Here is a 21,675-nt window from a genome sequence, read left to right on the forward strand (position 1 = left end):
ACTGTATGGTTCTTGGTTTAGGCGGGCTGGGCTATACAAATATCGCGTGGTGTGTATACATCCTTGACGACATTGATGCGCATGGACTGCATGGCCAAGCCTGCAACCCATCTCGAAGTCAGCTTGGTGTGCGTATGCATCTATCAACCGGCATCGGCTGACCATTCGACCTTCCATCCTCTCGGCAATTTAGACGTACCGCCAAGCGGTGTAGGTAAAGACCCCTCCTCCACTGCCGTCAACACAAGTAATCCCATCTGCTAATTTAGGCCGTCATGTGCCATGAAATAGCAGGCGCCGACCTCAGCCGAGCAGCTCCATGGTTATCGCTGTACTCTATCCAAGGGGTATACCGCAAAAGACGCTCAATCTGCCAGCCCTCCTATCTTGAATGCCTGTTGATGGGTGGGGATGAGCTTAGTAGGTGAGAGAACAAATTGATTAAATGGAATAATTAGCTTGATGGCATATAAAGGATGCTCAAATTGGAAACCTGGCTGGCGGGATCCAGGCATCACACATATGTTTTTGAAGCCATGAAAAAAGGGCCACAAGGGCCCTTTCTCAACACGCTTTTGGTATCTCTATCAGCTGAACAGATGATGGCTGATCAGGAACAGACCACCCGAGAGCAACATGGTCAGCGGCAGGGTCAGCACCCAGGCCATCAAGATGGTCTTGATGGTCTGGCTCTGCAGGCCCGACTTGTTGGCCACCATGGTCCCCGCTACCGCAGAGGAGAGGATGTGGGTGGTCGACACCGGCATCCCGGTCAGACTGGCCACGCCGATGGAAGCGGCAGCGGTGATCTGGGCGGCGATCCCCTGGCTATAGGTCATGCCGGAGGAGCCAATCTTCTCGCCTACGGTGTAGACGATACGACGCCAGCCCACCATGGTGCCACAGCCCAGCGCCAGCGCGATGGAGACGATGACCCAGGTCGGAGCATATTCGGCAGTGGCCGTCAGATCCTTGCGCCATTTGGCAAGGTCAGTCAGCTCTTTGGCCGGCAGCGGCAGCTTGGACACCTTGCGAGCGGTATCGTCGATGCACAGCAACAGACGGCGCACTTCACGGCGGTCGGTCAGGTCCATCTCTTCATAGGTCCGCACCTGGGCAAGACGATTGTCCAGCGTGGCCATGGCCTGCAGGGCACCATCGGCAGCACAGTGGGTCATCAACTCTTCCTGGGCCTGGGCAGGCACACTGAAGTTCACTACCTTGGAAACCTGCTCATGGTTGCGCTGATAGATCTCCATGATACGCTGATTGGCATCCTGGGTGCGATCCAGGTCATAGGAGCGGCTGTTCATGTCCAGTGCGAAATAGGCAGGAGCCATGCAGATCAGCACCAGCATCACCAGACCAATGCCCTTCTGGCCATCGTTGGAACCGTGCACAAAGCTCACGCCCATGGCGGACGCCACCAGAGTGAGACGCGCCCAGAACGGCGGATGCTTCTTGCCATCCACCAGCAGACGCTCTTCCGGGGTCTTGTGGATCTTGCTGCCCTGCCAGACGCGTTTCATGGCGAACAGCAGCAATGCGGCGATGATGAAACCGACGGTGGGAGAGATGATGAGGGAAAGCATGATGTCGATGGCTTTCGCGACGTTGATGCCTTCCTGCAGCGGTTGATGGCTGATCCAGGCATAGGCGCCACCAACCCCCAGAATGGAGCCGATCAGCGTGTGTGAGCTGGACGCCGGGATCCCGAAGAACCAGGTACCCAGATTCCACACAATGGCGGAAAACAGCAGGGAGAACACCATGATCAGACCCTGAGTGGAGTCCATCCCCAGCAGCAGATCGATGGGCAGCAGGTGGACAATGGCATAAGCCACCCCCAGACCACCCATCATGACCCCAGCAAAGTTGAACAGACCGGAGGCCACTACTGCCATGTGTGCCGGCATCGCCTTGGTATAGATAACCGTTGCTACCGCGTTGGCGGTATCGTGAAAGCCGTTGATGAATTCATAGGCCAACACAAAAAAAACGGCCAATACCAAACCGATTGACCACCACAAACCCAAACCACTAAACATTTCAAACATAAAAAACGAACCTGTTTATGAGTTGCGGCGGATTATGCCAGAAGGCTGGTAACGCCATACCCGTTGTTGAAATATTTCAGTAAGAAAAAAAAAGAGCATTCCGTCTGCAAATAGCTTAGAGCCAGTCACCATGCGGCTTGTCCTTGATTAATTAAACAGACCTTGCCTGACAAAAACAGTTCCCAAACGGGAACAATTCATCATCCGTATGCCGCAAAAACCACTCTCACCGACTTAGGCTCCGTCAATTTTCGACCGACCGTATCGCCCTATTTGTACAAATGGCAGGCAAGATCATTCCCTCGCCCTGCCCTCTTCGCCACATCAATCTGCCGAAGCAAATGGAGAAGGGCGCCACCGGCGCCCTCTTTTAACACATTGCCGACGGCTCGACTGTCGATCCGATCTCAGTCCTGATTGATGCGGCTGGCAACTGCGCCCTGCTGGCTCTTGTACTTAGCGTTTTCCCGTTTGTTGTAGGGACGCGCCGCCACACCGGAGAGCATCTCGAAGTTCAGCGCACCGATCTTCATCTTGGGGCGCAGCGCCAGCGGCAGCTTGCCGCCGTTGTAGAACTCCAGCACGATGCGACCGGACCAGCCCGGATCGATGCGGTGCGCGGTCACGTGCACCATCAGCCCGAGGCGGGCCAGGGACGAGCGACCATCCAGCCAGCCCACGATGTCGGCCGGCAGGGTGACCGATTCATAGGTCACTGCCAGGGCCAGCTGGCCCGGGTGCAAATAGAAGGCTTCGCCATCCGGCACATGGATTTCATCGCTCATCACCCGATCGATGGCGTCGGCCATTTCGCTGCTGGGGCCGCTCAGATCGATATAGGGGGCGGTATGATCGCGAAACACCCGAAACTCGTTGCCCAGCAGCACGTCGACGCTGACGCCGCTGATCCGTTCAATACCGGGTCTGGGCTCAATGACGATCTTGCCTTCATCCAGATGAAGTTCGATATCGGTATCACAAAGACGCATTGGGCGACTCTCCTGACAAATTGTTCATTTAAAAAAGCCGGGCATCACCCGGCTTGATATCTCTCAACCAATCAACATGTGGCGAATACGCGCCTTGAGCATGTCGATGGCGATGCGGTTCTTGCCACCACGGGGGACGATCACGTCCGCGTACTGCTTGGAAGGCTCGATAAACTGCAGGAACATGGGGCGTACCGTCTTCTGGTACTGCTTGAGCACAGAATCCATGGTCCGGCCACGCTCCTGCACGTCACGCACCAGACGGCGCAGCAGGCAGATGTCGAGCGGCGTATCCATGAAGATGGAGGCATCCATCAGATCCCGCAAGCGACTGTCGGTGAGCAGCAGGATCCCTTCCAGAATGATCACCCGGCGCGGTGCGAACGGGGTCACTTCACTCATGCGGGTATGTTCGGTATAGGAGTATTGGGGAATATTGACCGCATCACCTTGCACCAGCTGGCTCAGGTGCTGGACCAGCAGGTCGTGATCCAGCGCGTTGGGATGGTCATAGTTAGTTTTGACCCGCTCTTCCATGGTCAGGTGGGTCTGATCGCGGTAGTAGCAATCTTCGGTGATCACGCCAATCTGACCGGCTCCCAGCTCGGCCACCAGCTCTTCATAGATGGTTTGGGCTATAAGACTCTTGCCGGAAGCGGATGCACCAGCAATACCGATGATCACACACGAATGTTGAGTATCAGACATTGAAAATACCTAAAGAGAAGAGCAGTGGGGATGGTTTAAACCGATCCATTATATAAAAAAGGGTGAGCCATGCCCACCCTCAAATCCACCCCAGGCGGTCGACCGCCGATTATTCATCCAGCGCCATGGCATAGAGGGGGGTCGCAATCGGTTTACCGCTGAAATAGAGCTCAGCCCCCACCCGACGAGCCAGTTTCAGATAGGCCTCTGCCAGCTCCCCGGCCGGGGCGCCAAACACGGTCGGACAACCATCGTCCATGTGCTGGCGGATGTCGATGTGCAGCGGCAACTGGCCAAGCAGCGCCACCTGATACTGTTCCGCCATCTTCTGGCCACCACCGGTACCGAACAGCGGCTCATGATGACCGCAGGCGCTGCAGACGTGGTAACTCATGTTCTCGATGATGCCGAGCACCGGCACGCTGACCTTGTTGAACATGGCCAGTCCCTTGCGGGCATCTGCCAGCGCCACGTCTTGCGGGGTGGTGACGATCACCGCCGCCGTGGTCGGCACCTGCTGGGCCAGGGTCAGCTGGATGTCGCCGGTACCCGGCGGCATGTCCACCACCAGATAGTCCACTTCGCCCCAGCGGGTCTCGTGGAGGATCTGGGCCAGCGCCTTGCTCGCCATGGGGCCACGCCAGATGGTGGCATCCTGCTCGGCCACCAGATAACCGATGCTGTTGCTCTTGAGGCCGCAAGCCATCACCGGCTCCATCAGCTTGCCGTCATGGCTGACGGGGCGCTCCTTCAAGGTCCCGGTCATGGTCGGAATGGAGGGGCCATAGATGTCCGCATCCAGAATGGCGACCCGCGCCCCCTCTTTTTGCAGCGCCAGCGCCAGGTTGACCGCAGTGGTGGACTTGCCCACCCCGCCCTTGCCGGAGGCGACCACGATGATGTTGCGAATGCCCTGCACCGCCGCCAATCCTTGCGCTCGTGGCAGGCTGGCGACCTCGATTTCGCCTACCCAGTCGATACGGGTGGCGCCGGTGGCGCTGCGCAGACGAGCATCGAACTCCTGCTTGATCTGCTCAAACAGGGAGTGGCCTGCAAAGGGCAGCACCAGCTTGATGGTCAGCGTCGAGCCCTGTTTGTCGATGCTGCGCACGAAGCCGGCAGCCACCAGATCCTTGCCCCAGCCAGTTGGCTTAAATTCGGCGAGGATCTGTTTTACTGAATCAATCACCATTAACTCCTCATTATCTTGTCTTTATCTTGAGGTGAAACGATTGCATTCCAGACATCGGTATCGTTCAACACACTGAGGTGAACGGTTACCGCACACAAATCAGTGGCTTGCCTGCTGGTCGACCAGCGTGCGCCGGCAGGGCGGACGAGCCACAACCCTAGGCAGGCTACCCCCAATTCGGGTAACATGCACGGCACTCTATCATCCCAACAAGCACATCAAGAACGACTATATGGCAACTGATCCTCGTACAATGCTGGTAACCTGCGCCCTTCCCTATGCCAATGGCTCCATCCATCTTGGCCACATGCTGGAACACATCCAGGCCGATATCTGGGTTCGTTATCAGCGAATGCGCGGTCACCAGGTGCACTTTGTCTGTGCCGACGATGCCCACGGCACCCCGATCATGCTCAAGGCCCAACAGCTGGGGATCACCCCGGAAGAGATGATTGCGGCCGTCTCCAAGGAGCACCAGGCCGACTTCGCCGGGTTCAACATCAGTTTTGACAACTATCACTCCACCCACAGCGACGAGAACCGCGAGCTGGCGGAGCTGATCTACGGCCGTCTGCAGGCCGGCGGCAAGATCAAGAGCCGCACCATCTCCCAGCTGTTCGATCCGGAAAAGTCCATGTTCCTGCCGGATCGCTTCGTCAAGGGCACCTGCCCCAAGTGCAAGTCCCCGGAGCAGTATGGCGACAACTGTGACAGCTGCGGCGCGACCTACAGCCCGACCGAGCTGATTGATCCGAAATCCGCCGTCTCCGGCGCCACCCCGGTGATGAAGGACTCCGAGCACTTCTTCTTCGACCTGCCGCAGTTTGAAAAATGGCTGGCAGAGTGGGTGCGCGGCTCCGGCGCCATCCAGGAAGAGATGGCCAACAAGATGCAGGAGTGGTTCGAAAGCGGCCTGCAGCAGTGGGACATCACCCGTGATGCCCCCTACTTCGGGTTCGAAATTCCCGGCGCCCCGGGCAAGTACTTCTACGTCTGGCTGGATGCGCCCATTGGCTACATGGCGTCGTTCAAGAACCTGTGCAACAAGCGCGGCGACATCGATTTCGACAGCTACTGGAAAGCGGACTCCGAGGCCGAGCTCTATCACTTCATCGGCAAGGACATCGCCTACTTCCACTGCCTGTTCTGGCCGTCCATGCTGGAAGGCGCCGGTTTCCGCAAGCCGACCAAGGTCAATGTGCACGGCTACGTGACCGTCAACGGCGCCAAGATGTCCAAGTCCAAGGGCACCTTCATCAAGGCTTCCACCTATCTCAATCACCTGGATCCGGAGTGCCTGCGTTACTACTACGCCGCCAAGCTCAACAGCCGCATCGACGATCTGGACTTGAACCTCGATGACTTCGTCGCCCGTGTCAACGCCGACGTGGTCAACAAGCTGGTCAACCTCGCCTCCCGCAACGCCGGTTTCATCGCCAAGCGTTTCGACGGCAAGCTGGCCGCCACCTGCGCTGAACCCGAGCTCTACGCCGAGTTCGCCAACGCCCGCACAGCCATCGCCGAGGCCTACGAGAGCCGCGAGTTCAGCCGCGCCATCCGCGAGATCATGGCGCTGGCCGACAAGGCCAACCGCTACGTGGATGACAAGGCTCCCTGGGTCATCGCCAAGCAGGAAGGCGCTGACGCCGAGCTGCAGGCGGTCTGCTCCGTCGGCATCAACCTGTTCCGGGTGCTGATGGCCTACTTGAAGCCGGTGATGCCGCTGCTGGCCGAGCGCGCCGAAGCCTTCCTGGGGGAAACCCTCAGCTGGGACGGTGTCGCCCAGCCACTAACCAACCATCAGCTGGCCCCGTTCAAGGCGCTGTTCTCCCGCATCGAACCGGCCAAAATCGAAGCCATGATCGATGCCTCCAAGGAAGATCTGGCCAAAGAGCAGGCACCGAAAGCGAGCGGCCCGCTGGTAGACGATCCCATCAGCGAGACCATCAGCTACGACGACTTTGCCAAGATTGACCTGCGGGTAGCGCTGATCAAGAAGGCCGAAGCGGTACCGGAAGCGGACAAACTGCTCAAGCTGCAGCTGGATATCGGCGGTGAGACCCGTCAGGTGTTTGCCGGCATCAAGTCCGCCTACAACCCGGAAGATCTGGAAGGCAAGCTGACCGTGATGGTGGCCAACCTGGCCCCGCGCAAGATGCGCTTCGGCATGTCTGAAGGCATGGTGCTGGCGGCAGGCCCGGGCGGCAAGGATCTCTGGATCCTGGAGCCGCAGGACGGCGCTCAGCCCGGCATGCGCGTCAAGTAAGCGCTGCCCGGTCATCAAGCAACGAGGGAGGCCTGCGGCCTCCCTTTTATTTGTCCTCTTCGCCCCCTTCCCTCTCTCCTCTCCCCACTGAACGCCCTGGGTGGTGTGCGCTTCACCCTTTCGGTGCTTGTTGCACCTGGGTAATTTGCCTAGACTGGCGATTCACTTCGGGCCCATGGCCCCTTTCATCAGGCAAGGAGCAAGCATGATCACCTTATATGGCACCCCCGTCAGCCGGGCCCTGCGCGTATCCTGGTTACTGGAAGAGCTGGACGTGGCGTGGCAGTTCCAGTTTCTCGACTTCGCCAAGGGCGAGAACCGCAGCGACTGGTTTCTGACCCTCAACCCAAGCGGCAAGATGCCGGTGCTCAAGGACGGGGAGTTCGTGCTGACCGAATCCGCCGCCATCATGCAGTACCTGGCCGAGGTGTATGGCCCGAACTGGCTGCCAGCCAGAGGGACCCAGGCCTCGGCGCTGCACGCCCAGTGGGTCAGTTTCATCACCTGCGAGCTGGAACAGCCGCTGTGGACCATCGGCAAGCACCGCTTCGCCCTGCCCGAAGCCCAGCGCCTGCCGGCCATCTTCCCCACTGCCAAGTGGGAGTTCGACAAGGCGGCGGCCATCGCCGAATCCTGGGTGCCCGAGCAGGGTTACCTGCTGGGTGAGCAAATCACCATCGCCGATCTGCTGCTGGCTCATACCCTGATGTGGGCCACCCGCTTCGAGCAGACCATTCCCCCCAAGCTGGCGGCCTATCGGGATCGTCTGGCCAAACGCCCCGCTCTGCAGGCGGTGCTGGCCAAGACCCAGGCCATCGCCGATGCCGCCCAGGCTGGCTGACTCAAGAGTGCCATCAATGCAAACGGGAGCCTGTATGGCTCCCATTTTTCATGGCTGTTCGGCGTCATTGGCGTGGCAAGGCGCTCAATTGGTATGAAAGCCGCTCCCCTTGGGTGGTGGCGCCGCTTCATACTCCATCCGGGTCACCTCGGCGGTACGCGGCCCGCGCTCCAGCCAGCCCAGCATCATTTGCACGCTCTGCTCCGGCCCGCAGATGAGGATCTCCACCGAGCCATCTTCCAGGTTGTAGGCGTGGCCCCGCAGCCCCAGTTGCAGCGCCCGCTCCCGGGTGAAGTAACGAAACCCCACCCCCTGAACCAGGCCCCACACTCGCACGACAAACGATTGCTCTCCCATTTCTCACACCTTCCCCTTAAGAAATTTCCCCCCAAGGCGATAATGAGCGCGACACTCTCATCCCCTTGCAGGACGCAATACCATTATGAAAGAAGTAAAGTTTCGGTGGGTTGACCGTTATCTCATTCACCTCACGATCAGCGAAAAATTTCTCATCACCTTCTGGTGCCCGCTGCTGTTCATCGCCTTTCTCAGCTGGTATCTGCTGGCCGACGGTCACCAGCAACAGATGCAGCTGCGCCTGGATCAGCTCAAGCAGCGGGTCGAACTCAGCGCCCAGCTCTCAAGCCAGCACGCCGGTCTCACCCTGCCGGCCGAGCTCACCTTGAGTCCGACCGGCAGCACAGGGTTAACCCGGCAGGGCGACATCTATCGATACGGTGCCAGCGCCGGTCAGGCCGGGATCGTCACCGGCACCCTGGATGCCTCCCGCTACTCCATGTGGGATGGTCAGGGCACCACGCTCACCATCATCGCCGTGCTGGCTGCCCTGCTGGCGCTGGTCACCCACTACCTGATGACCTTTGTCTCCGGTGCGCTCTACTCCACCAACAAGGCATTGCAGACCGTGGCGGATGGCGATCTCACCTTCCGCCTCAACTTCTTCCCGGTACGGGACGAGTTCTCCATTCTGGCGGGCAGCATCGACAGATTCACCGACCGCCAACACAAGATAGTGCAACTGGTAGAAGAGTCCGCCGAGGCGCTCACCCTGGCCGCCGACGAGTTTCGCGATCACGCCAGCGAGGGTGAGAGCATGGCCCGCTCCCAGCGCCAGCACATGGACTCCCTGGCCGCCGCCATGGAGCAGATGTCTGCCGCCATCCGTGAAGTGGCCCGCAACGCCAACGACACCCTGCAGCAGACCCGTCAGTCGAGCGAAGAAGCGGCCAACGGCGCCGCCCGGGTATCTCGCACCATTGCCGCCATCCGTACCCTGGCCGACGAGATCGGCAACGCCTCCGGCGCGGTGGAACGGCTGACCCACAATGCCAATCGCATCAACGAAGTGGTCAACGTCATCAATGCCATCTCCCAGCAGACCAACCTGCTGGCCCTCAATGCCGCCATCGAGGCGGCCCGCGCCGGCGAGCAGGGCCGCGGCTTCGCGGTGGTGGCCGACGAGGTACGCACCCTCGCCAGCCGCACCCAGCAGGCCACGGTGGAGATCCAGCAGATGATCGAAGAGCTGCAGGCCGGCACCGGCGCGCTGAACGACATCATGGAGAAAACGGTCGGTCGCGCCGCCAGCAGCCAGGACTTGATCAGCGAAGTGGGGCTCGACATCGACAAGCTCAGCAACCACAGCGATGCGGTGCTGGAGATGAGCACCCAGATCGCCACCTCCAGCGAGCAGCAGAGTTCGGTGGCCGAGGAGATCACCCGCAACCTGGATCAGGTGCGCCACGAAGCGGGCCAGGTGGAAGAGTCCGCCAGCGCCTCGGTGGCCGGCACCGCCGGCCTCAAGGCCACTGCCACCGAGCTTGCACAGGCGCTGAAGGGGCTAAAAATCTGATTAGCAAGCTCCCAGAGCCTGACGCTATCTGCCAAGGTTGTTTGAGTTTTGCCAGCGGGCCACATAGAATGTGGCCCCTTTTCTTTTGACCATCTGGCAACCCCCATGAGCGCTTCCATCTATCTCGTCAAAGGCCGCGAAAAATCCCTGCTGCGTCGCCACCCCTGGATCTTCTCCAAGGGGATCGAGCGGGTACAGGGCAACCCCATCGATGGCGATACCGTCGAGATCTACACCCAGGATGGCAAGTGGCTCGCCCGCGGTGCCTGGTCCGGCAGCTCCCAGATCCGCGCCCGGGTCTGGACCTTCGACAAAGATGAAACCGTCGATCTCGACTTCTTCATCCGTCGCCTCAAATACGCCCAGGAGTCCCGCGACGGGCTCATCAAGCGTCAGGGGCTCACCGGCTATCGCCTCTGCGCCGCCGAATCCGACGGCCTGCCGGGTCTGACCATCGACCGCTACGCCGATTTTCTGGTGTGCCAAATTCTCTCCGCCGGCGCCGAGTTCCAGCGCGAGTTGATCACCCAAGCGCTGCGTACCCTCTACCCCGAGTGCAGCATCTATGAGCGCTCCGACGTGGCGGTACGCAAGAAGGAAGGGCTGAAGGAACGCACCGGCGTCATCTATGGCGAGACCCCGACCGAGCCGGTGGTGATCGAGGAGAATGGCGGCGTCAAGATCCTGGTGGACATTCGCAACGGCCACAAGACCGGTTTCTATCTGGATCAACGGGACAACCGCCAGGCTGCCGCCAAATACACCGAAGGCAAGCGGGTGCTCAACTGCTTCTGCTACACCGGTGGTTTTGGCGTCTACGCCCTCAAGGGCGGCGCCAAGGAAGTGGTCAACGTCGATCTCTCCCAGAATGCACTGGATATCGCCCGCCAGAACGCCGAACTGAACGGGCTGGATACCAGCAACACCCAGTTCGTTCGTCACGACGTGTTCAAGCTGCTGCGTGAATACCGCGAGAAGGGCGAGAAGTTCGATGTCATCGTGCTGGATCCGCCCAAGTTTGCCGAGAGCAAGGCCCAGCTGCTGGGCGCCTGTCGCGGCTACAAGGACATCAACATGCTGGCGTTCCAGCTGCTGGCACCGGGTGGCGTGCTCTTGACCTACTCCTGCTCCGGTCTGATGGAGCAAAGCCTGTTCCAGAAGATCGTTGCCGATGCGGCGCTCGATGCCGGCCGCGACGCTCAGATCCTGGAGCTCTTGTCCCAGGCCTCCGATCACCCCATCGGTACCGCCTATCCGGAAGGCTTCTACCTCAAAGGACTGGTGGTGCGCGCCCGCTAAGCCGAGCAGACCAGCGCTGCCCCCCCTTGTCCCCGGTTCCAGCTCCAAGCCAGGGCTGGGTCCGGCAAGCCATCAAAAAGCCCGCGATCAAAGCGGGCTTTTTTTATGCAGCCGCCAAAGAGATAACCGCCCCCGACTTTGCCACCAGCAGCGATGGGTGCTCCTGTCTCTCCTCTTCAACTGACGACAGCCATCCTCAATCTGGAATTGCCGCATCGTTAGCCCGATTCTCATCTCTCTTTGACCCAGACATGGCATACACAGCCCACCGGCAGGGACTATTCGGCATTTTCTTTATGCAAAAACATGAAATATTACGCATCAACATTAAAAATTCCTCGGGGGAAACATCGGCCATAAACGCATACTCACTCACCTGAATGAATATTGCTGTTTTTCCCCTGCAATTGACCCCGCCATGCCCCTGTCCGCCTCGCACATTGCCCGGGGCGGCAATATTCCGTCCGCCACAAATCATCCCGCTCAATCACGCGCCGGCGCGCCCAGCGGGAAGTAGTGTCGAAATGGCCTGGCCTCCTCCACCACCCGCACGATGGAGGGATGATTGAGCAGACGGGCGCGATAGGCACGCAGACGGCCATATCCAGCGGGGATCTGGTGGGCCCAGTCGGCGTAGAAGAGCGAGGGGGCGGCGGCGCAATCGGCCAGCGTGAAGTCTGCGCCGGCAATCCAGTGGCGTCCTTCGAGCCGCTGATCGAGCCAGGGGTAAATCTGATCGAGCAGCTCGCGGGCCTCCGCTACGCCATAACGGTCGCGATCCGCGACCGGGCGCAGCGCATCCAGCACCACTTTTTGCATCGGCGTCATCACATAGTTATCGAAGACGCGATCCAGCATATGCACCTCCAGACCCGCATCGCCAGGCGGGATCAGGCAGACGGGGCCCGGGTGGTGCGCCTGCAGATGGGCGACGATGGTGCTGCTCTCGAGAATGCAGCGACCGTCATCCAGCAGCACCGGGAAGCGCTTGAGTGGCCAGAGGGCGGCAAGTTCGGCATTGACCGCCGGCTCTTCGAGATTCCGGTACTCGAACGGGGTGGCATTCTCGTAGAGGGCGATCAACACCTTCTGGCTGTAGGATGAGAAAGGATGGGCATAGAGTTTCATCGGGACAATCCTTGCACGCTGATGGATGACTTCCCTAGTCTAGATCCCCTCTTCACCTTCGCTGCAGCGCGGATCCCTTGCTGGTTTTTGGATGATAAATGCGCATTCATGACGACAATCACACCCGTATGGCTCTCTTTTAGGTAAGGTGATCCCGCCTGTGGCCGCCAAGCCGGGGCAGCCGGCTCATCAGGGTTGATGAGCGGCATCACAACAAAAATCGATGTCAGGCCAAGCTGAACATCATCAAGGATCCCGTCATGAATCAATCATTGCCGCTGTTGACGCCGCTGCGGGGCATCGCTGCCCTGATGGTGGTGCTGTTCCACGCCCGCTTGCTGCTCTTTCCCCAGTGGATGGAGTCGATCGCCGGCCACACCCAACTCATCGAGAACGGCTACCTCTGGGTCGATCTGTTCTTTATTTTGAGCGGGCTAGTGCTGGCCCATGTCTACGGGGAAGCCTTCGCCCGCTCGCCCCGCACCATAAGTTATGGCCGCTTCCTCTGGCTGCGGCTGACCCGGGTTTATCCCCTCTATCTGGTGACTCTGCTACTGCTGGTTGGCTGGGAGCTCTACAAGGCCCACCATGGGATTGGCTTCTACGCCGGCCCCCTGTTCAAGATGTGGGAGTGGGAAGGGATGCCTCCTTTTGGCTCGCCCTTTACCCCGGCCGAGGCGTTGCCAAGCAGCCTGTTGCTGCTGCAGGTGGTGACCGATCACGGATTGACCTGGAACTTCGCCGCCTGGTCGCTGAGCGTAGAGTGGATTAGCTATCTGCTGTTTCCGCTGCTCATCCCGCTCGCCGTCACCCGCAGCCGCTGGAGCAACCTCGCCCCCTTGCTGGCCCTGACGGTGCTGGCCTTTATCGTGCACAGCCGGGGTACCCTGGATGTCACCAGCGGGGCACTGGCCATCGGGCGCGGGGTGAGTGAATTCGTGCTCGGCCTCTGGCTGCTGCCGAAGGTGAAGGCCGCCCGCCAGTGGCCCATGATGCAGCAAGATCTGCCGCTGCTGCTCGCCTTTCTGCTCCCCTTCGCGCTGATGCAGTTCACTATGACGCCGCAGCTGACCCTGCTGCTGATCAGCGCTTACGTGTTGCTGATCTGGATTGCCGCCTGCCAGGGCGATCGCCAGAGCCCGCTGCTGCGCCTCCTGGATAACCGCATCACCAACTGGCTGGGGGATCTCTCCTACTCCATCTACCTGCTGCACGCGCTGGTGCTGCTCACCGGCTGCGAGCTTGTCCACTATCTCGCGCCAGGGCTCACCGCGTGGTGGTATGCCCAGACCAACCCGCTGCTGGGTGTGTTGGCCACGTTGTTGATGCTGGCGGTGCTGATCGGGCTCTCGGCGCTGAGCTACACCCTGCTGGAGCGGCCGCTGCAACGGCGCCTGCGCCGGCTCGGCAAGACTCGCCAGCCGGTGATGGAGCAAGCCGGCTAAGTTCCCCACCAAAGATGGCCCCGATGGCAGCACGGCTCGCCTTCGGGGCTATGCGGGGGAGAGCCTTGTCAGCGTCATGGCGAAGGCTGACCCTTTCCTCTAAACCCGCCAATTCCCTGCGCTTTGTGTGAATTCCAGTTCGAACCAGAGCGGCCATTTGTGGCATAATGGCCCGTCCTGTGGCCCTTGGCGGGGCTGCGCCGGCGCATCTGTCGCCTCTCCTCCCCCGTCCTGCCAGACTGCCTTGCACGGCTGCCTGACATCGCTGCGCTCAACGCCAGCCAAGGCCACCCGAATTTCGCGCGCATACGCGCACATTTGACGGCTCCACAGAGCCGCTGCACTTATTTGTACACGCAAGTTTGCACACACAAGGGGAAAGTATGTCTTCCATTCGTCTGACCCAATACAGCCACGGCGCTGGCTGCGGCTGCAAAATCTCTCCCAAGGTGCTCGACACCATTCTCAAGAGCCAGATCCCGGGCTTTGACGATCCGACGCTGGTGGTCGGCAACAGCAGCAAGGATGACGCAGCCGTGGTCGATATCGGCAACGGTCAGGGTATCGTCTCCACCACCGACTTCTTCATGCCCATCGTCGATGATCCCTTCACCTTCGGCCGCATCGCCGCCACCAACGCCATCAGCGACATCTACGCCATGGGCGGCAAACCCATCGTCGCCATCGCTATCCTCGGCTGGCCCATCAACACCCTGGCGCCGGAAGTAGCCCAGCAGGTGATCGACGGCGGCCGTCAGGTGTGCCACGAAGCAGGTATTTCTCTGGCCGGTGGCCACAGCATCGATGCCCCCGAGCCCATCTTCGGCCTCGCGGTGACCGGTATCGTGCCGCTCAATGCCATCAAGCAGAACGACACCGCCAAGGTGGGTGACACCCTCTATCTGACCAAACCCCTCGGCATCGGCATCCTCACCACCGCCCAGAAGAAGGGCAAACTCAAACCAGAACACGAGCAGCTGGCCCCCAACGCCATGTGCACCCTCAACAAGATTGGCCAGCGCTTTGCCGAGCTGCCCGGCGTACACGCCATGACAGACGTGACCGGCTTTGGTCTGGCCGGCCATCTGCTGGAGATGTGCGAAGGTTCCGGCGTCAGCGCCCGCCTCGACTTCAAGGCGCTGCCGCTGCTGGACGAGGTGGATTACTACCTGAGCGAGGGCTGCGTACCGGGCGGTACCCTGCGCAACTTCGACTCCTATGGTGACAAGCTGGACGCCATGGATGATCGCACCCGCAACATCCTGTGCGACCCGCAGACCAGCGGCGGCTTGCTGGTAGCCGTCGGTAAAGAAAGTGAAGCCGAGCTCCTCGCCATTGCCGCACAGGCAGGGCTGACCCTCTCCCCCATCGGCCAGCTGCAGGCCCGCACCAGCAACCAGTTCATCGAGGTTGTCCAATGAGTGCACTGCCACTGGCCACGGATTACGCCCGAATCTTTCTGGATGACGTTCCGCTCATCGACCTGCGCGCCCCCATCGAGTTCAAGGAGGGGGCCTTCCCCTGCTCGACCAATCTGCCATTGATGACGGATGATGAGCGGGCCCAGGTCGGTACCTGCTTCAAGCAGCAGGGGCAGGCGGCCGCCATTGCACTGGGCCATCAACTGGTCGGTGGCGCCGTGCGCGCCGAACGCCTCGAGGGCTGGCTGGCCCAGCTGCGCCGGCAGCCGGATGCCGTGCTCTACTGCTTTCGCGGCGGCCTACGCTCACAAACGGTGCAGCAGTGGCTGCATGAAGCTGGGGTCACCCGCCCGCGGATAGCTGGCGGCTACAAGGATCTGCGCCGCTTCCTCATCGACACGCTCGATGGGGCGGCGGCAGAGTGCCAGTGGACCGTGCTGACCGGCATGACCGGTTCCGGCAAGACCCACATGCTGGCCGAGGTGGCCCAGGCGCTGGATCTGGAAGGCCATGCCCATCACAGGGGGTCGTCGTTTGGCCAGCTGCCCGGTGGCCAGCCCAGCAACATCAACTTTGAAAACAATCTGGCCATCGAGCTGCTCAAGCGCCGCCATCAGGGCGAGCAGGCGTTCGTGGTGGAAGACGAGAGCCGCCTCATCGGTCGCTGCTGCCTGCCCAATCCACTGTTCGATGCCATGAGCCAGGCGCCACTGGTGGTGGTCGAAGTGCCGCAAGAAGAGCGCGCCGAACAGATCCGCCAGGACTATGTGCACGACCTCTGGCTGCGCTATCAGGCGATGTTTGGCGCCGAAGAGGGCTGGCCGCTGTTTGCCGCCTACCTCACCGATGCACTGGCCAGACTCAAGCGCCGGCTCGGCGATCAGGCTCATCGTGAGCTGGATGCCCTGATGCAGAGCGCGCTCGCCGAGCAAGCCAGTAGCGGTGATACCTCGCTGCACCTGGCCTGGATCACCCTGTTGCTGACCCGCTATTACGATCCCATGTACCTTTACCAGCTTGGCAACAAGCGCGAACGCATCATCTTCCAGGGTGACAAGCAGGCTTGCCTCGACTTCTTTGTCAAGCAGCGCGCCTGAATCAGCGGCCCATCAAGAGGACCCCATATGTTGAAATTCGAGGTGATCCCGGTCACCCAGTTTGCCCAGAACTGCTCCCTTGTCTGGTGTGACGAGACCCATCAGGCCGCCCTCATCGATCCGGGCGGCGAAGCGGACAAGCTGCTGGCCGCCATCGCCAAACGCGGGCTGACCCTGACCCATATCCTGCTGACTCACGGTCATCTGGATCACGTGGGTGCCGCTGCCGAGTTGCGGGAGAAAACCGGGGTGGCCATCACCGGCCCCCACAAAGAGGATGCGTTCTGGCTCGACATGCTGCCCCAGCAGAGCCAGATGTTCGGCTTCGCCCATACCCCCGCGTTCACGCCGGATCACTGGCTTGAGCAAGGCGACAAGGTAAAGGTGGGTCAATGCGAGCTGGAGGTGTACTTTTGCCCAGGCCACACCCCGGGTCATGTGGTGCTGCTCTCTCAAACCGAGCGGCTTGCCTGGGTGGGTGACGTGCTGTTTGCCGGCAGCATAGGTCGGACTGACTTTCCCCGTGGCGATCACGGGACGCTCATCAAGTCGATCACCGAGACCCTGCTGCCCCTTGGCGATGACATCGTCTTCATCCCCGGCCACGGTCCCAGCTCGACGTTCGGCCGCGAGCAGGCAAGCAATCCCTACCTGACCCAACCTATCTGGTGATCCCCCGCTCCTCGCGGTTGTCCCACTGGGCCTTGAGGCGCAAGATCTCCGGCATGATCTCGAGAAAACAGGCGAGCAGCCGGGGATCGAAGTGCTGGCCAGCACCGTCACGCATCGTCGCCAGCACCTGCTCCAAAGGCCAAGGCTCCTTGTAAGGGCGACGCACGCTCAAAGCGTCAAACACATCGGCGATGGCCACGATCCGCGACGCCTCGGGGATACCTTCGCCGGTTTCTCCTGCGGGGTAACCCGAGCCATCCCACTTCTCGTGGTGATGCAGGGCAATCTCTGCCGCCATGCGAAAGATGAGCCCGTCTGAGCGCTTCAAGATTTCGTAACCGATGCGCGGATGGGTGCGCATGATGGCCCACTCCTCCTCGGTGAGGGGGCCGGGCTTCTTGAGGATGTGATCGGGGATCCCAATCTTGCCCATGTCGTGCATGGGGGCCGCCAGCTCCAGCAACTCAGACTGATCTGCACTCCAGCCTGCCGCGTCGGCCAGGGCTCGGGCATAGGCGGCCATGCGCCAGATATGTACCCCGGTGTCGGTGTCGTTGTAGTGACCCGCCTCGCTCAGCATCACGATGGCGGTACGGTAGCTGCGCTCGAGCTGATCGAGGCGCACCAGCGAGAGGTGAGTGCGCACCCGGGCGCGTACCGTGCTTGGGCAGACCGGCTTGTAAATGTAATCCACCCCGCCCGCCTCGAACCCCTGGCTCTCGCTGTCCGGGTTGTCGCTCGCCGTGATGAACAGCACCGGGATCCCGGCGTGGGCCGGATCGGCCTTGAGCCGGCGGCACACCTCGTAGCCGTCCATGTCAGGCATGCGCACGTCAAGCAGGATCAGGGCGGGTTCGTGGCGCGCCACAGCGGCCAGCCCCTCCTCGCCGCCTTTGGCAAAAAAGAGGCTGTACTCCTCCTTGAGGATTTGCCGCAACAGCCCGAGGTTGCTCGGCTCGTCGTCGATGATCAACACTCGCGGTCGATTCATGATCCAGGTGTCTCCCGATTATCCAGATACCCCTCCAGCTTGCAGGTCGCGAGCTGGATGTCGAACAGCTCCAGGGCCGCACCGATCTCGCTCACCAGCTCAGCAGGCAAGTAACTCTTGGCCTGGCCCAGCGCCGGTTCAATCAGTTCCAGATCCTCGCTTACAAGTGCCTCACGCAGGGCGTGCAGGCACACCTCCTGCGCCTCGCCCTGCGCCAGCGGGGAGCTGACAGCCCCCGGCTCGCGTCCGGCATAGAGGTCGATGGCCTGCTGCGCCCGTTCCAGTGCCTCCAGGAACGGAGCTATCAGCTGACTGGTGTCTCCCCCCTGCTCGATGGCCTCATTCAGTTCTGCGCTGATGCGCGCCACATCGGTGAGCGACAGGCTGCCCGCCACCCCCTTGAGCTTGTGTGTCAGGCTCGCGGCTGCATCAGTCTCGTGCTGGGCGATGTAGTCCGGCAGCACGGTACCGACCGTCATGTAGTCATCACGGAATCGGCGCAGGTATTTGAGATAGACGGAGGCCTCGCCCCAGTTGCGAAGCCCGGTATCGATATCGATGCCGGCTACCGGCTCCACGGCAGGTGGCGCGTCGTTGATCGTGAGCGGCACCACGCTGTCGGGCAGGTAACGCAGCAGGGTCGCAATGAGCTGCTCCACATCGAGCGGCTTGGCGATGAAATCGTTCATGCCACAGGCCAGCGCCGCCTCGCGTTGATCCTTGAACACCCCGGCGGTGAGTGCCAGCACAGGCGTCTCCTTGTGTCCCGGCAGCTGACGCAGGCGACGGGTCGCCTCGTAGCCATCCATCACCGGCATCTGCACGTCCATGAGCACCAGATCGATACGCTGCGTCGGGTTGGCAAGACAGGCCAGGGCCCGCTCCCCGTCGATGGAGGTGATCACCTCGGCCCCCTCCCGCTGCAACAGGCGGGTTGCCACCTCCAGGTTGATGTCGCTGTCATCGACCAGCAGTATGTGAACGCCAGGCAGGCGCAGACGGCGCTGGCCGCTCTCCAGCAGATCCACATGCTCGCGCTTCTCATGAATGAGGCGCGCCACCGCGTTGTAGAGGCTGGAGCCGGTGACCGGCTTGTGCAGCACCAGATCCACCTGCTCTGAGCCGGGGCGGCGCATCAACTCTTCCTGGGAATAGGCCGTTGCCATGATGATGATGGGCGAACGATCCTGCTGCTCGAAGGCTTGGCGAATGGCCACGCAGGTCTCGAGACCGTCCATGCCCGGCATGATCCAGTCGAGCAGGATCACATCGAAACGCTCCCCCTGCCGCAGCAGATGGTGCAAGGCCTGTTCGCCCGACTCCACCACCCGTGACTGCCAGCCGAGGGAGCCCACCGTCATCGACAGGGTGTCGCGGGTCACCTGGTTGTCGTCGGCGATAAGCAACGAAACGTGCTGCAGCCGCTCGTGGAAAGCCTCGGGCCGCTCTACCTGCTCCAGCCGGACGCGGAACCAGAACTCGCTCCCCTTGCCCAGTTCGCTGATGACGCCGATGTCGCCCCCCATCAGGTTCACCAGACGGCGACTGATGGTCAGGCCGAGCCCGGTTCCTCCAAAACGGCGGCTGGTGGAGGAGTCGGCCTGGGAGAAGGCATTGAAGATGTTGGCCTGCTGCTCGGGCGGAATGCCGATCCCGGTGTCACGCACCCGAAACAGCAAGGTGGCCATGCCGTCTTGCTCGGCTTCCAGCTCGACCTTGACCTCCACCTCCCCGCGCTCGGTGAACTTGATGGCGTTGCCGGTCAAGTTGAGCAATATCTGCTCGAGGCGCAGGGCGTCCCCAACCAGGTGGGCGGCCTGCTCGGGGGCGCTGCTCACCACCAGCTCGAGGTGCTTGTTGCCAACGCAGGTGGACATGATGGCTGCCACATGATCGAGCACCTCTTCCAGGCTGAATGGCACCTGCTCGAGCTCGAGCCGGCCCGATTCAATCTTGGAAAAATCGAGGATGTCATTGATGATCCCGAGCAGAGCCTGCCCGGCCTGATGGATCTTGCGTACCAGGGCGCGCTGGCCATCGTCGAGCCCCCCCTGTTCGAGCAGGTAAGCCAACCCCATGATGGCGTTCATGGGGGTGCGGATCTCGTGGCTCATGTTGGCGATGAAATCCCCTTTGACCCGCGCCAGTCTGGCCGCCTCCTGCTGCGCCAGCTGCTCCCGATGCCGGCTGAGCACCAGCGAGGCCACTGCGGCGCCGAACAACAACAGCAAGATGGCGCAAGTGGCCGAGATGATCCCCCAGATATGAGTGCGAATGGCCAGCAGCTCGCTGCGTGGCACCATGGAGGCAGCCTTCCAGGCCAGCTGATCGTGATTCAGTGCCGGGTACAGCGTGGTCCAGCTCCACAGACCGTCGGCGAGTTCAACCTGGCCGCTCGAAGCCCCCAAGAATGCCTGCCAGGCCTGGGGAGAAAACTGCTTCAAGGTGAGGTCCGGACGCTCGAGCATGAAGCCCCACTCCTGTGCCGGATCCGGGCTGCGCAGCCAATAGCCATCCTGATTGAGCAGCATGGTGTGATCGGCGGCCCTGCCACTGCTGTTGGCAAATACCTTGAGCATACGGCCGGCCTGCACGTTGATGAGCAGCAAGCCCAGATCGCGATCCCCCAGGCGCAGGCGTTTGGCAATACGGATCATGGGATTGAAGGGGCGATCGATCACCCCCTGCTCGACATTGAGATCAAGCGGCGAGACGTAAATCCGCTCCCAGGGCAGCGCCATAGCATCGCGGAAATAGTAGCGATCCTTTTTGTTTTGCAGCTGGTCATCGGGCACACGCTGCAGATGCCGGTCCTGACGATTGAAGCGCACCAACTCCATGCCATCGGGCGCCAGCCAGCGTACCTGGGCATAGTCAGGATTGCGGTTCATCAGCACGGTAAACTGGGCGGCAATGTTGTCACGCTCGTTGCGACCCGCCGCCTCGAGCAGGATGGGCTCTTCAGACATGCTGCGCACATGGCGCAGCGGCACCGCCAGTTCGTCGTCGAGACGACCGCTGGCGAGCGACAGGAAGGTGCTCTCATCGCTGCGTACACGGTAGAGTTCGCGCTCGATCAGTGCGTCACCCAGCAGATACCCACCCACCAAAACCAGTACCAGAATGGGTGTGAACAGCAGGAAATATCCCCGTATGATTCCCTTCATCACGGTCAACATTACCCCGTATTTGGACTTGTTCGAATACTTTATAGATGCCAGAGCATCACAGTTGGTGTGCTGCTGTCAATCATGCCTACAAGTAAAGACTAACAGTACTATTTGAGTATTTTATTTTTATCGGGGAAAAATCCTGTAAAAACAAAGAGGCCACCCAATTGGGTGGCCTCTTTACTGGAACGTTCGTTGTCGATTAAACGCGAACGAAGTCCAGGTGAACCAGCTTGTAACGTACCGGGTGACGCTGGATAGCCTTCACTTTCACGTTAACTTCTTCGCCGTTGATAACCAGAGTCAGTACAGACTCGTAGAATTCCGGCTTTTCTTGGGCCAGGATGAATTTCTTGTGGTCAACGGTGATGGACTGGGCTTCTTTGCCTGCACCGTAAACGATGGCAGGAACTTGGTCAGCATGACGCAGGCGGCGGCTCGCACCTTTCCCCAGGTCAGAACGGACTTCAGCTTGGAATACGAAAGACATAATGTTTATCTCATATGGATGAATGTATGGTGTTGA

17 protein-coding genes are annotated in these 21,675 nt (G+C 60.7%); 8 read left to right on the forward strand and 9 right to left on the reverse strand.

Translation table 11 applies throughout. The annotated features are described in order from the left end of the window. Positions 1–587: 587 nt before the first annotated feature. The 4 genes from OKB87_RS01065 to apbC all read right to left on the reverse strand — a co-directional run bounded on the left by OKB87_RS01065 (position 588) and on the right by apbC (position 4,946). On the reverse strand, positions 588–2,057 hold the full coding sequence (locus OKB87_RS01065) for an inorganic phosphate transporter (protein WP_011706094.1): 1,470 nt from the start codon (positions 2,055–2,057) through the stop codon (positions 588–590). Between the two features lie 407 nt (positions 2,058–2,464). Further along, positions 2,465–3,046 (reverse strand): dCTP deaminase, encoded by a 582-nt coding sequence (dcd, locus tag OKB87_RS01070; RefSeq protein WP_270826162.1) that lies wholly within the window; start codon positions 3,044–3,046, stop codon positions 2,465–2,467. 63 nt (positions 3,047–3,109) lie between these two features. Beyond that, positions 3,110–3,754, reverse strand: coding sequence for a uridine kinase (udk, locus tag OKB87_RS01075; protein ID WP_011706091.1), 645 nt, complete (start codon positions 3,752–3,754; stop codon positions 3,110–3,112). A 109-nt stretch (positions 3,755–3,863) separates the two neighbouring features. Continuing rightward, entirely contained in the window at positions 3,864–4,946 is a 1,083-nt protein-coding gene (gene apbC / locus OKB87_RS01080; RefSeq protein WP_270826163.1) for an iron-sulfur cluster carrier protein ApbC, read from the reverse strand. 232 nt (positions 4,947–5,178) lie between these two features. Between apbC and metG the strand changes: the two genes are divergently transcribed. Both metG and OKB87_RS01090 read left to right on the forward strand, forming a co-directional pair. Continuing rightward, a complete protein-coding gene (metG, locus tag OKB87_RS01085; protein ID WP_049049572.1) occupies positions 5,179–7,212 on the forward strand; it encodes a methionine--tRNA ligase in 2,034 nt (677 codons plus the stop codon). A 205-nt stretch (positions 7,213–7,417) separates the two neighbouring features. Continuing rightward, positions 7,418–8,053, forward strand: a complete 636-nt coding sequence (locus tag OKB87_RS01090; protein WP_029303002.1) for a glutathione S-transferase family protein — start codon at positions 7,418–7,420, stop codon at positions 8,051–8,053. 84 nt (positions 8,054–8,137) lie between these two features. Here the strand turns inward: OKB87_RS01090 and OKB87_RS01095 are convergent, their stop codons facing one another. Continuing rightward, positions 8,138–8,410 (reverse strand): acylphosphatase, encoded by a 273-nt coding sequence (locus OKB87_RS01095; RefSeq protein ID WP_016350729.1) that lies wholly within the window; start codon positions 8,408–8,410, stop codon positions 8,138–8,140. Between the two features lie 85 nt (positions 8,411–8,495). Between OKB87_RS01095 and OKB87_RS01100 the strand changes: the two genes are divergently transcribed. Both OKB87_RS01100 and OKB87_RS01105 read left to right on the forward strand, forming a co-directional pair. Next, the gene (locus OKB87_RS01100) at positions 8,496–9,926 is read left to right on the forward strand and encodes a methyl-accepting chemotaxis protein (RefSeq protein WP_270826164.1); all 1,431 of its coding nucleotides are present in this window, start codon (positions 8,496–8,498) and stop codon (positions 9,924–9,926) included. Positions 9,927–10,031: 105 nt separating this feature from the next. Continuing rightward, positions 10,032–11,225 (forward strand): class I SAM-dependent methyltransferase, encoded by a 1,194-nt coding sequence (locus OKB87_RS01105; protein ID WP_029300865.1) that lies wholly within the window; start codon positions 10,032–10,034, stop codon positions 11,223–11,225. A 483-nt stretch (positions 11,226–11,708) separates the two neighbouring features. Here OKB87_RS01105 and OKB87_RS01110 read toward each other — a convergent pair whose 3' ends face one another. Then, positions 11,709–12,353, reverse strand: coding sequence for a glutathione S-transferase family protein (locus OKB87_RS01110; RefSeq protein ID WP_270826165.1), 645 nt, complete (start codon positions 12,351–12,353; stop codon positions 11,709–11,711). 260 nt (positions 12,354–12,613) lie between these two features. On the opposite strand from OKB87_RS01110, the gene OKB87_RS01115 reads away from it, so the two are divergent. From OKB87_RS01115 to OKB87_RS01130, 4 genes are all read left to right on the forward strand, one after another. Further along, the gene (locus OKB87_RS01115) at positions 12,614–13,798 is read left to right on the forward strand and encodes an acyltransferase family protein (protein ID WP_270826166.1); all 1,185 of its coding nucleotides are present in this window, start codon (positions 12,614–12,616) and stop codon (positions 13,796–13,798) included. Between the two features lie 383 nt (positions 13,799–14,181). Continuing rightward, positions 14,182–15,219, forward strand: coding sequence for a selenide, water dikinase SelD (gene selD / locus OKB87_RS01120; RefSeq protein WP_017408394.1), 1,038 nt, complete (start codon positions 14,182–14,184; stop codon positions 15,217–15,219). Then, positions 15,216–16,316, forward strand: a complete 1,101-nt coding sequence (mnmH, locus tag OKB87_RS01125) for a tRNA 2-selenouridine(34) synthase MnmH (RefSeq protein WP_270826167.1) — start codon at positions 15,216–15,218, stop codon at positions 16,314–16,316. The genes selD and mnmH overlap by 4 nt, the downstream gene beginning before the upstream one ends. A 27-nt stretch (positions 16,317–16,343) precedes the next feature. Continuing rightward, positions 16,344–16,988 (forward strand): MBL fold metallo-hydrolase, encoded by a 645-nt coding sequence (locus tag OKB87_RS01130; RefSeq protein ID WP_045526601.1) that lies wholly within the window; start codon positions 16,344–16,346, stop codon positions 16,986–16,988. Here the strand turns inward: OKB87_RS01130 and OKB87_RS01135 are convergent. The 3 genes from OKB87_RS01135 to rplY form a co-directional block, all read right to left on the reverse strand. After that, a complete protein-coding gene (locus OKB87_RS01135) occupies positions 16,978–17,979 on the reverse strand; it encodes a response regulator (RefSeq protein ID WP_270826168.1) in 1,002 nt (333 codons plus the stop codon). The two genes, OKB87_RS01130 and OKB87_RS01135, sit on opposite strands and share 11 nt — an antisense overlap. Continuing rightward, complete coding sequence (locus OKB87_RS01140; RefSeq protein ID WP_270826169.1) at positions 17,976–21,146, reverse strand: hybrid sensor histidine kinase/response regulator; 3,171 nt, start codon at positions 21,144–21,146, stop codon at positions 17,976–17,978. Before OKB87_RS01140 ends, OKB87_RS01135 begins: the two co-directional genes overlap by 4 nt. 205 nt (positions 21,147–21,351) lie before the next feature. Continuing rightward, a complete protein-coding gene (rplY, locus tag OKB87_RS01145; RefSeq protein ID WP_024945378.1) occupies positions 21,352–21,639 on the reverse strand; it encodes a 50S ribosomal protein L25 in 288 nt (95 codons plus the stop codon). Positions 21,640–21,675 lie beyond the last annotated feature (36 nt).

It is taken from the genome of Aeromonas sp. Y318-1 (assembly GCF_027706125.1).
Classification (GTDB): domain Bacteria; phylum Pseudomonadota; class Gammaproteobacteria; order Enterobacterales; family Aeromonadaceae; genus Aeromonas; species Aeromonas hydrophila.

Coding starts and splice junctions, on each gene's coding strand:
- mnmH (WP_270826167.1), top strand. CDS start 15,216: ATGAGTGCACTGCCACTGGCCACGGATTACGCCCGAATCTTTCTGGAT.
- selD (WP_017408394.1), top strand. CDS start 14,182: ATGTCTTCCATTCGTCTGACCCAATACAGCCACGGCGCTGGCTGCGGC.
- OKB87_RS01110 (WP_270826165.1), bottom strand. CDS start 12,353: ATGAAACTCTATGCCCATCCTTTCTCATCCTACAGCCAGAAGGTGTTG.
- apbC (WP_270826163.1), bottom strand. CDS start 4,946: ATGGTGATTGATTCAGTAAAACAGATCCTCGCCGAATTTAAGCCAACT.
- rplY (WP_024945378.1), bottom strand. CDS start 21,639: ATGTCTTTCGTATTCCAAGCTGAAGTCCGTTCTGACCTGGGGAAAGGT.
- OKB87_RS01135 (WP_270826168.1), bottom strand. CDS start 17,979: ATGAATCGACCGCGAGTGTTGATCATCGACGACGAGCCGAGCAACCTC.
- dcd (WP_270826162.1), bottom strand. CDS start 3,046: ATGCGTCTTTGTGATACCGATATCGAACTTCATCTGGATGAAGGCAAG.
- OKB87_RS01105 (WP_029300865.1), top strand. CDS start 10,032: ATGAGCGCTTCCATCTATCTCGTCAAAGGCCGCGAAAAATCCCTGCTG.
- OKB87_RS01130 (WP_045526601.1), top strand. CDS start 16,344: ATGTTGAAATTCGAGGTGATCCCGGTCACCCAGTTTGCCCAGAACTGC.
- OKB87_RS01115 (WP_270826166.1), top strand. CDS start 12,614: ATGAATCAATCATTGCCGCTGTTGACGCCGCTGCGGGGCATCGCTGCC.
- udk (WP_011706091.1), bottom strand. CDS start 3,754: ATGTCTGATACTCAACATTCGTGTGTGATCATCGGTATTGCTGGTGCA.
- OKB87_RS01090 (WP_029303002.1), top strand. CDS start 7,418: ATGATCACCTTATATGGCACCCCCGTCAGCCGGGCCCTGCGCGTATCC.
- OKB87_RS01065 (WP_011706094.1), bottom strand. CDS start 2,057: ATGTTTGAAATGTTTAGTGGTTTGGGTTTGTGGTGGTCAATCGGTTTG.
- OKB87_RS01100 (WP_270826164.1), top strand. CDS start 8,496: ATGAAAGAAGTAAAGTTTCGGTGGGTTGACCGTTATCTCATTCACCTC.
- OKB87_RS01140 (WP_270826169.1), bottom strand. CDS start 21,146: ATGAAGGGAATCATACGGGGATATTTCCTGCTGTTCACACCCATTCTG.
- OKB87_RS01095 (WP_016350729.1), bottom strand. CDS start 8,410: ATGGGAGAGCAATCGTTTGTCGTGCGAGTGTGGGGCCTGGTTCAGGGG.
- metG (WP_049049572.1), top strand. CDS start 5,179: ATGGCAACTGATCCTCGTACAATGCTGGTAACCTGCGCCCTTCCCTAT.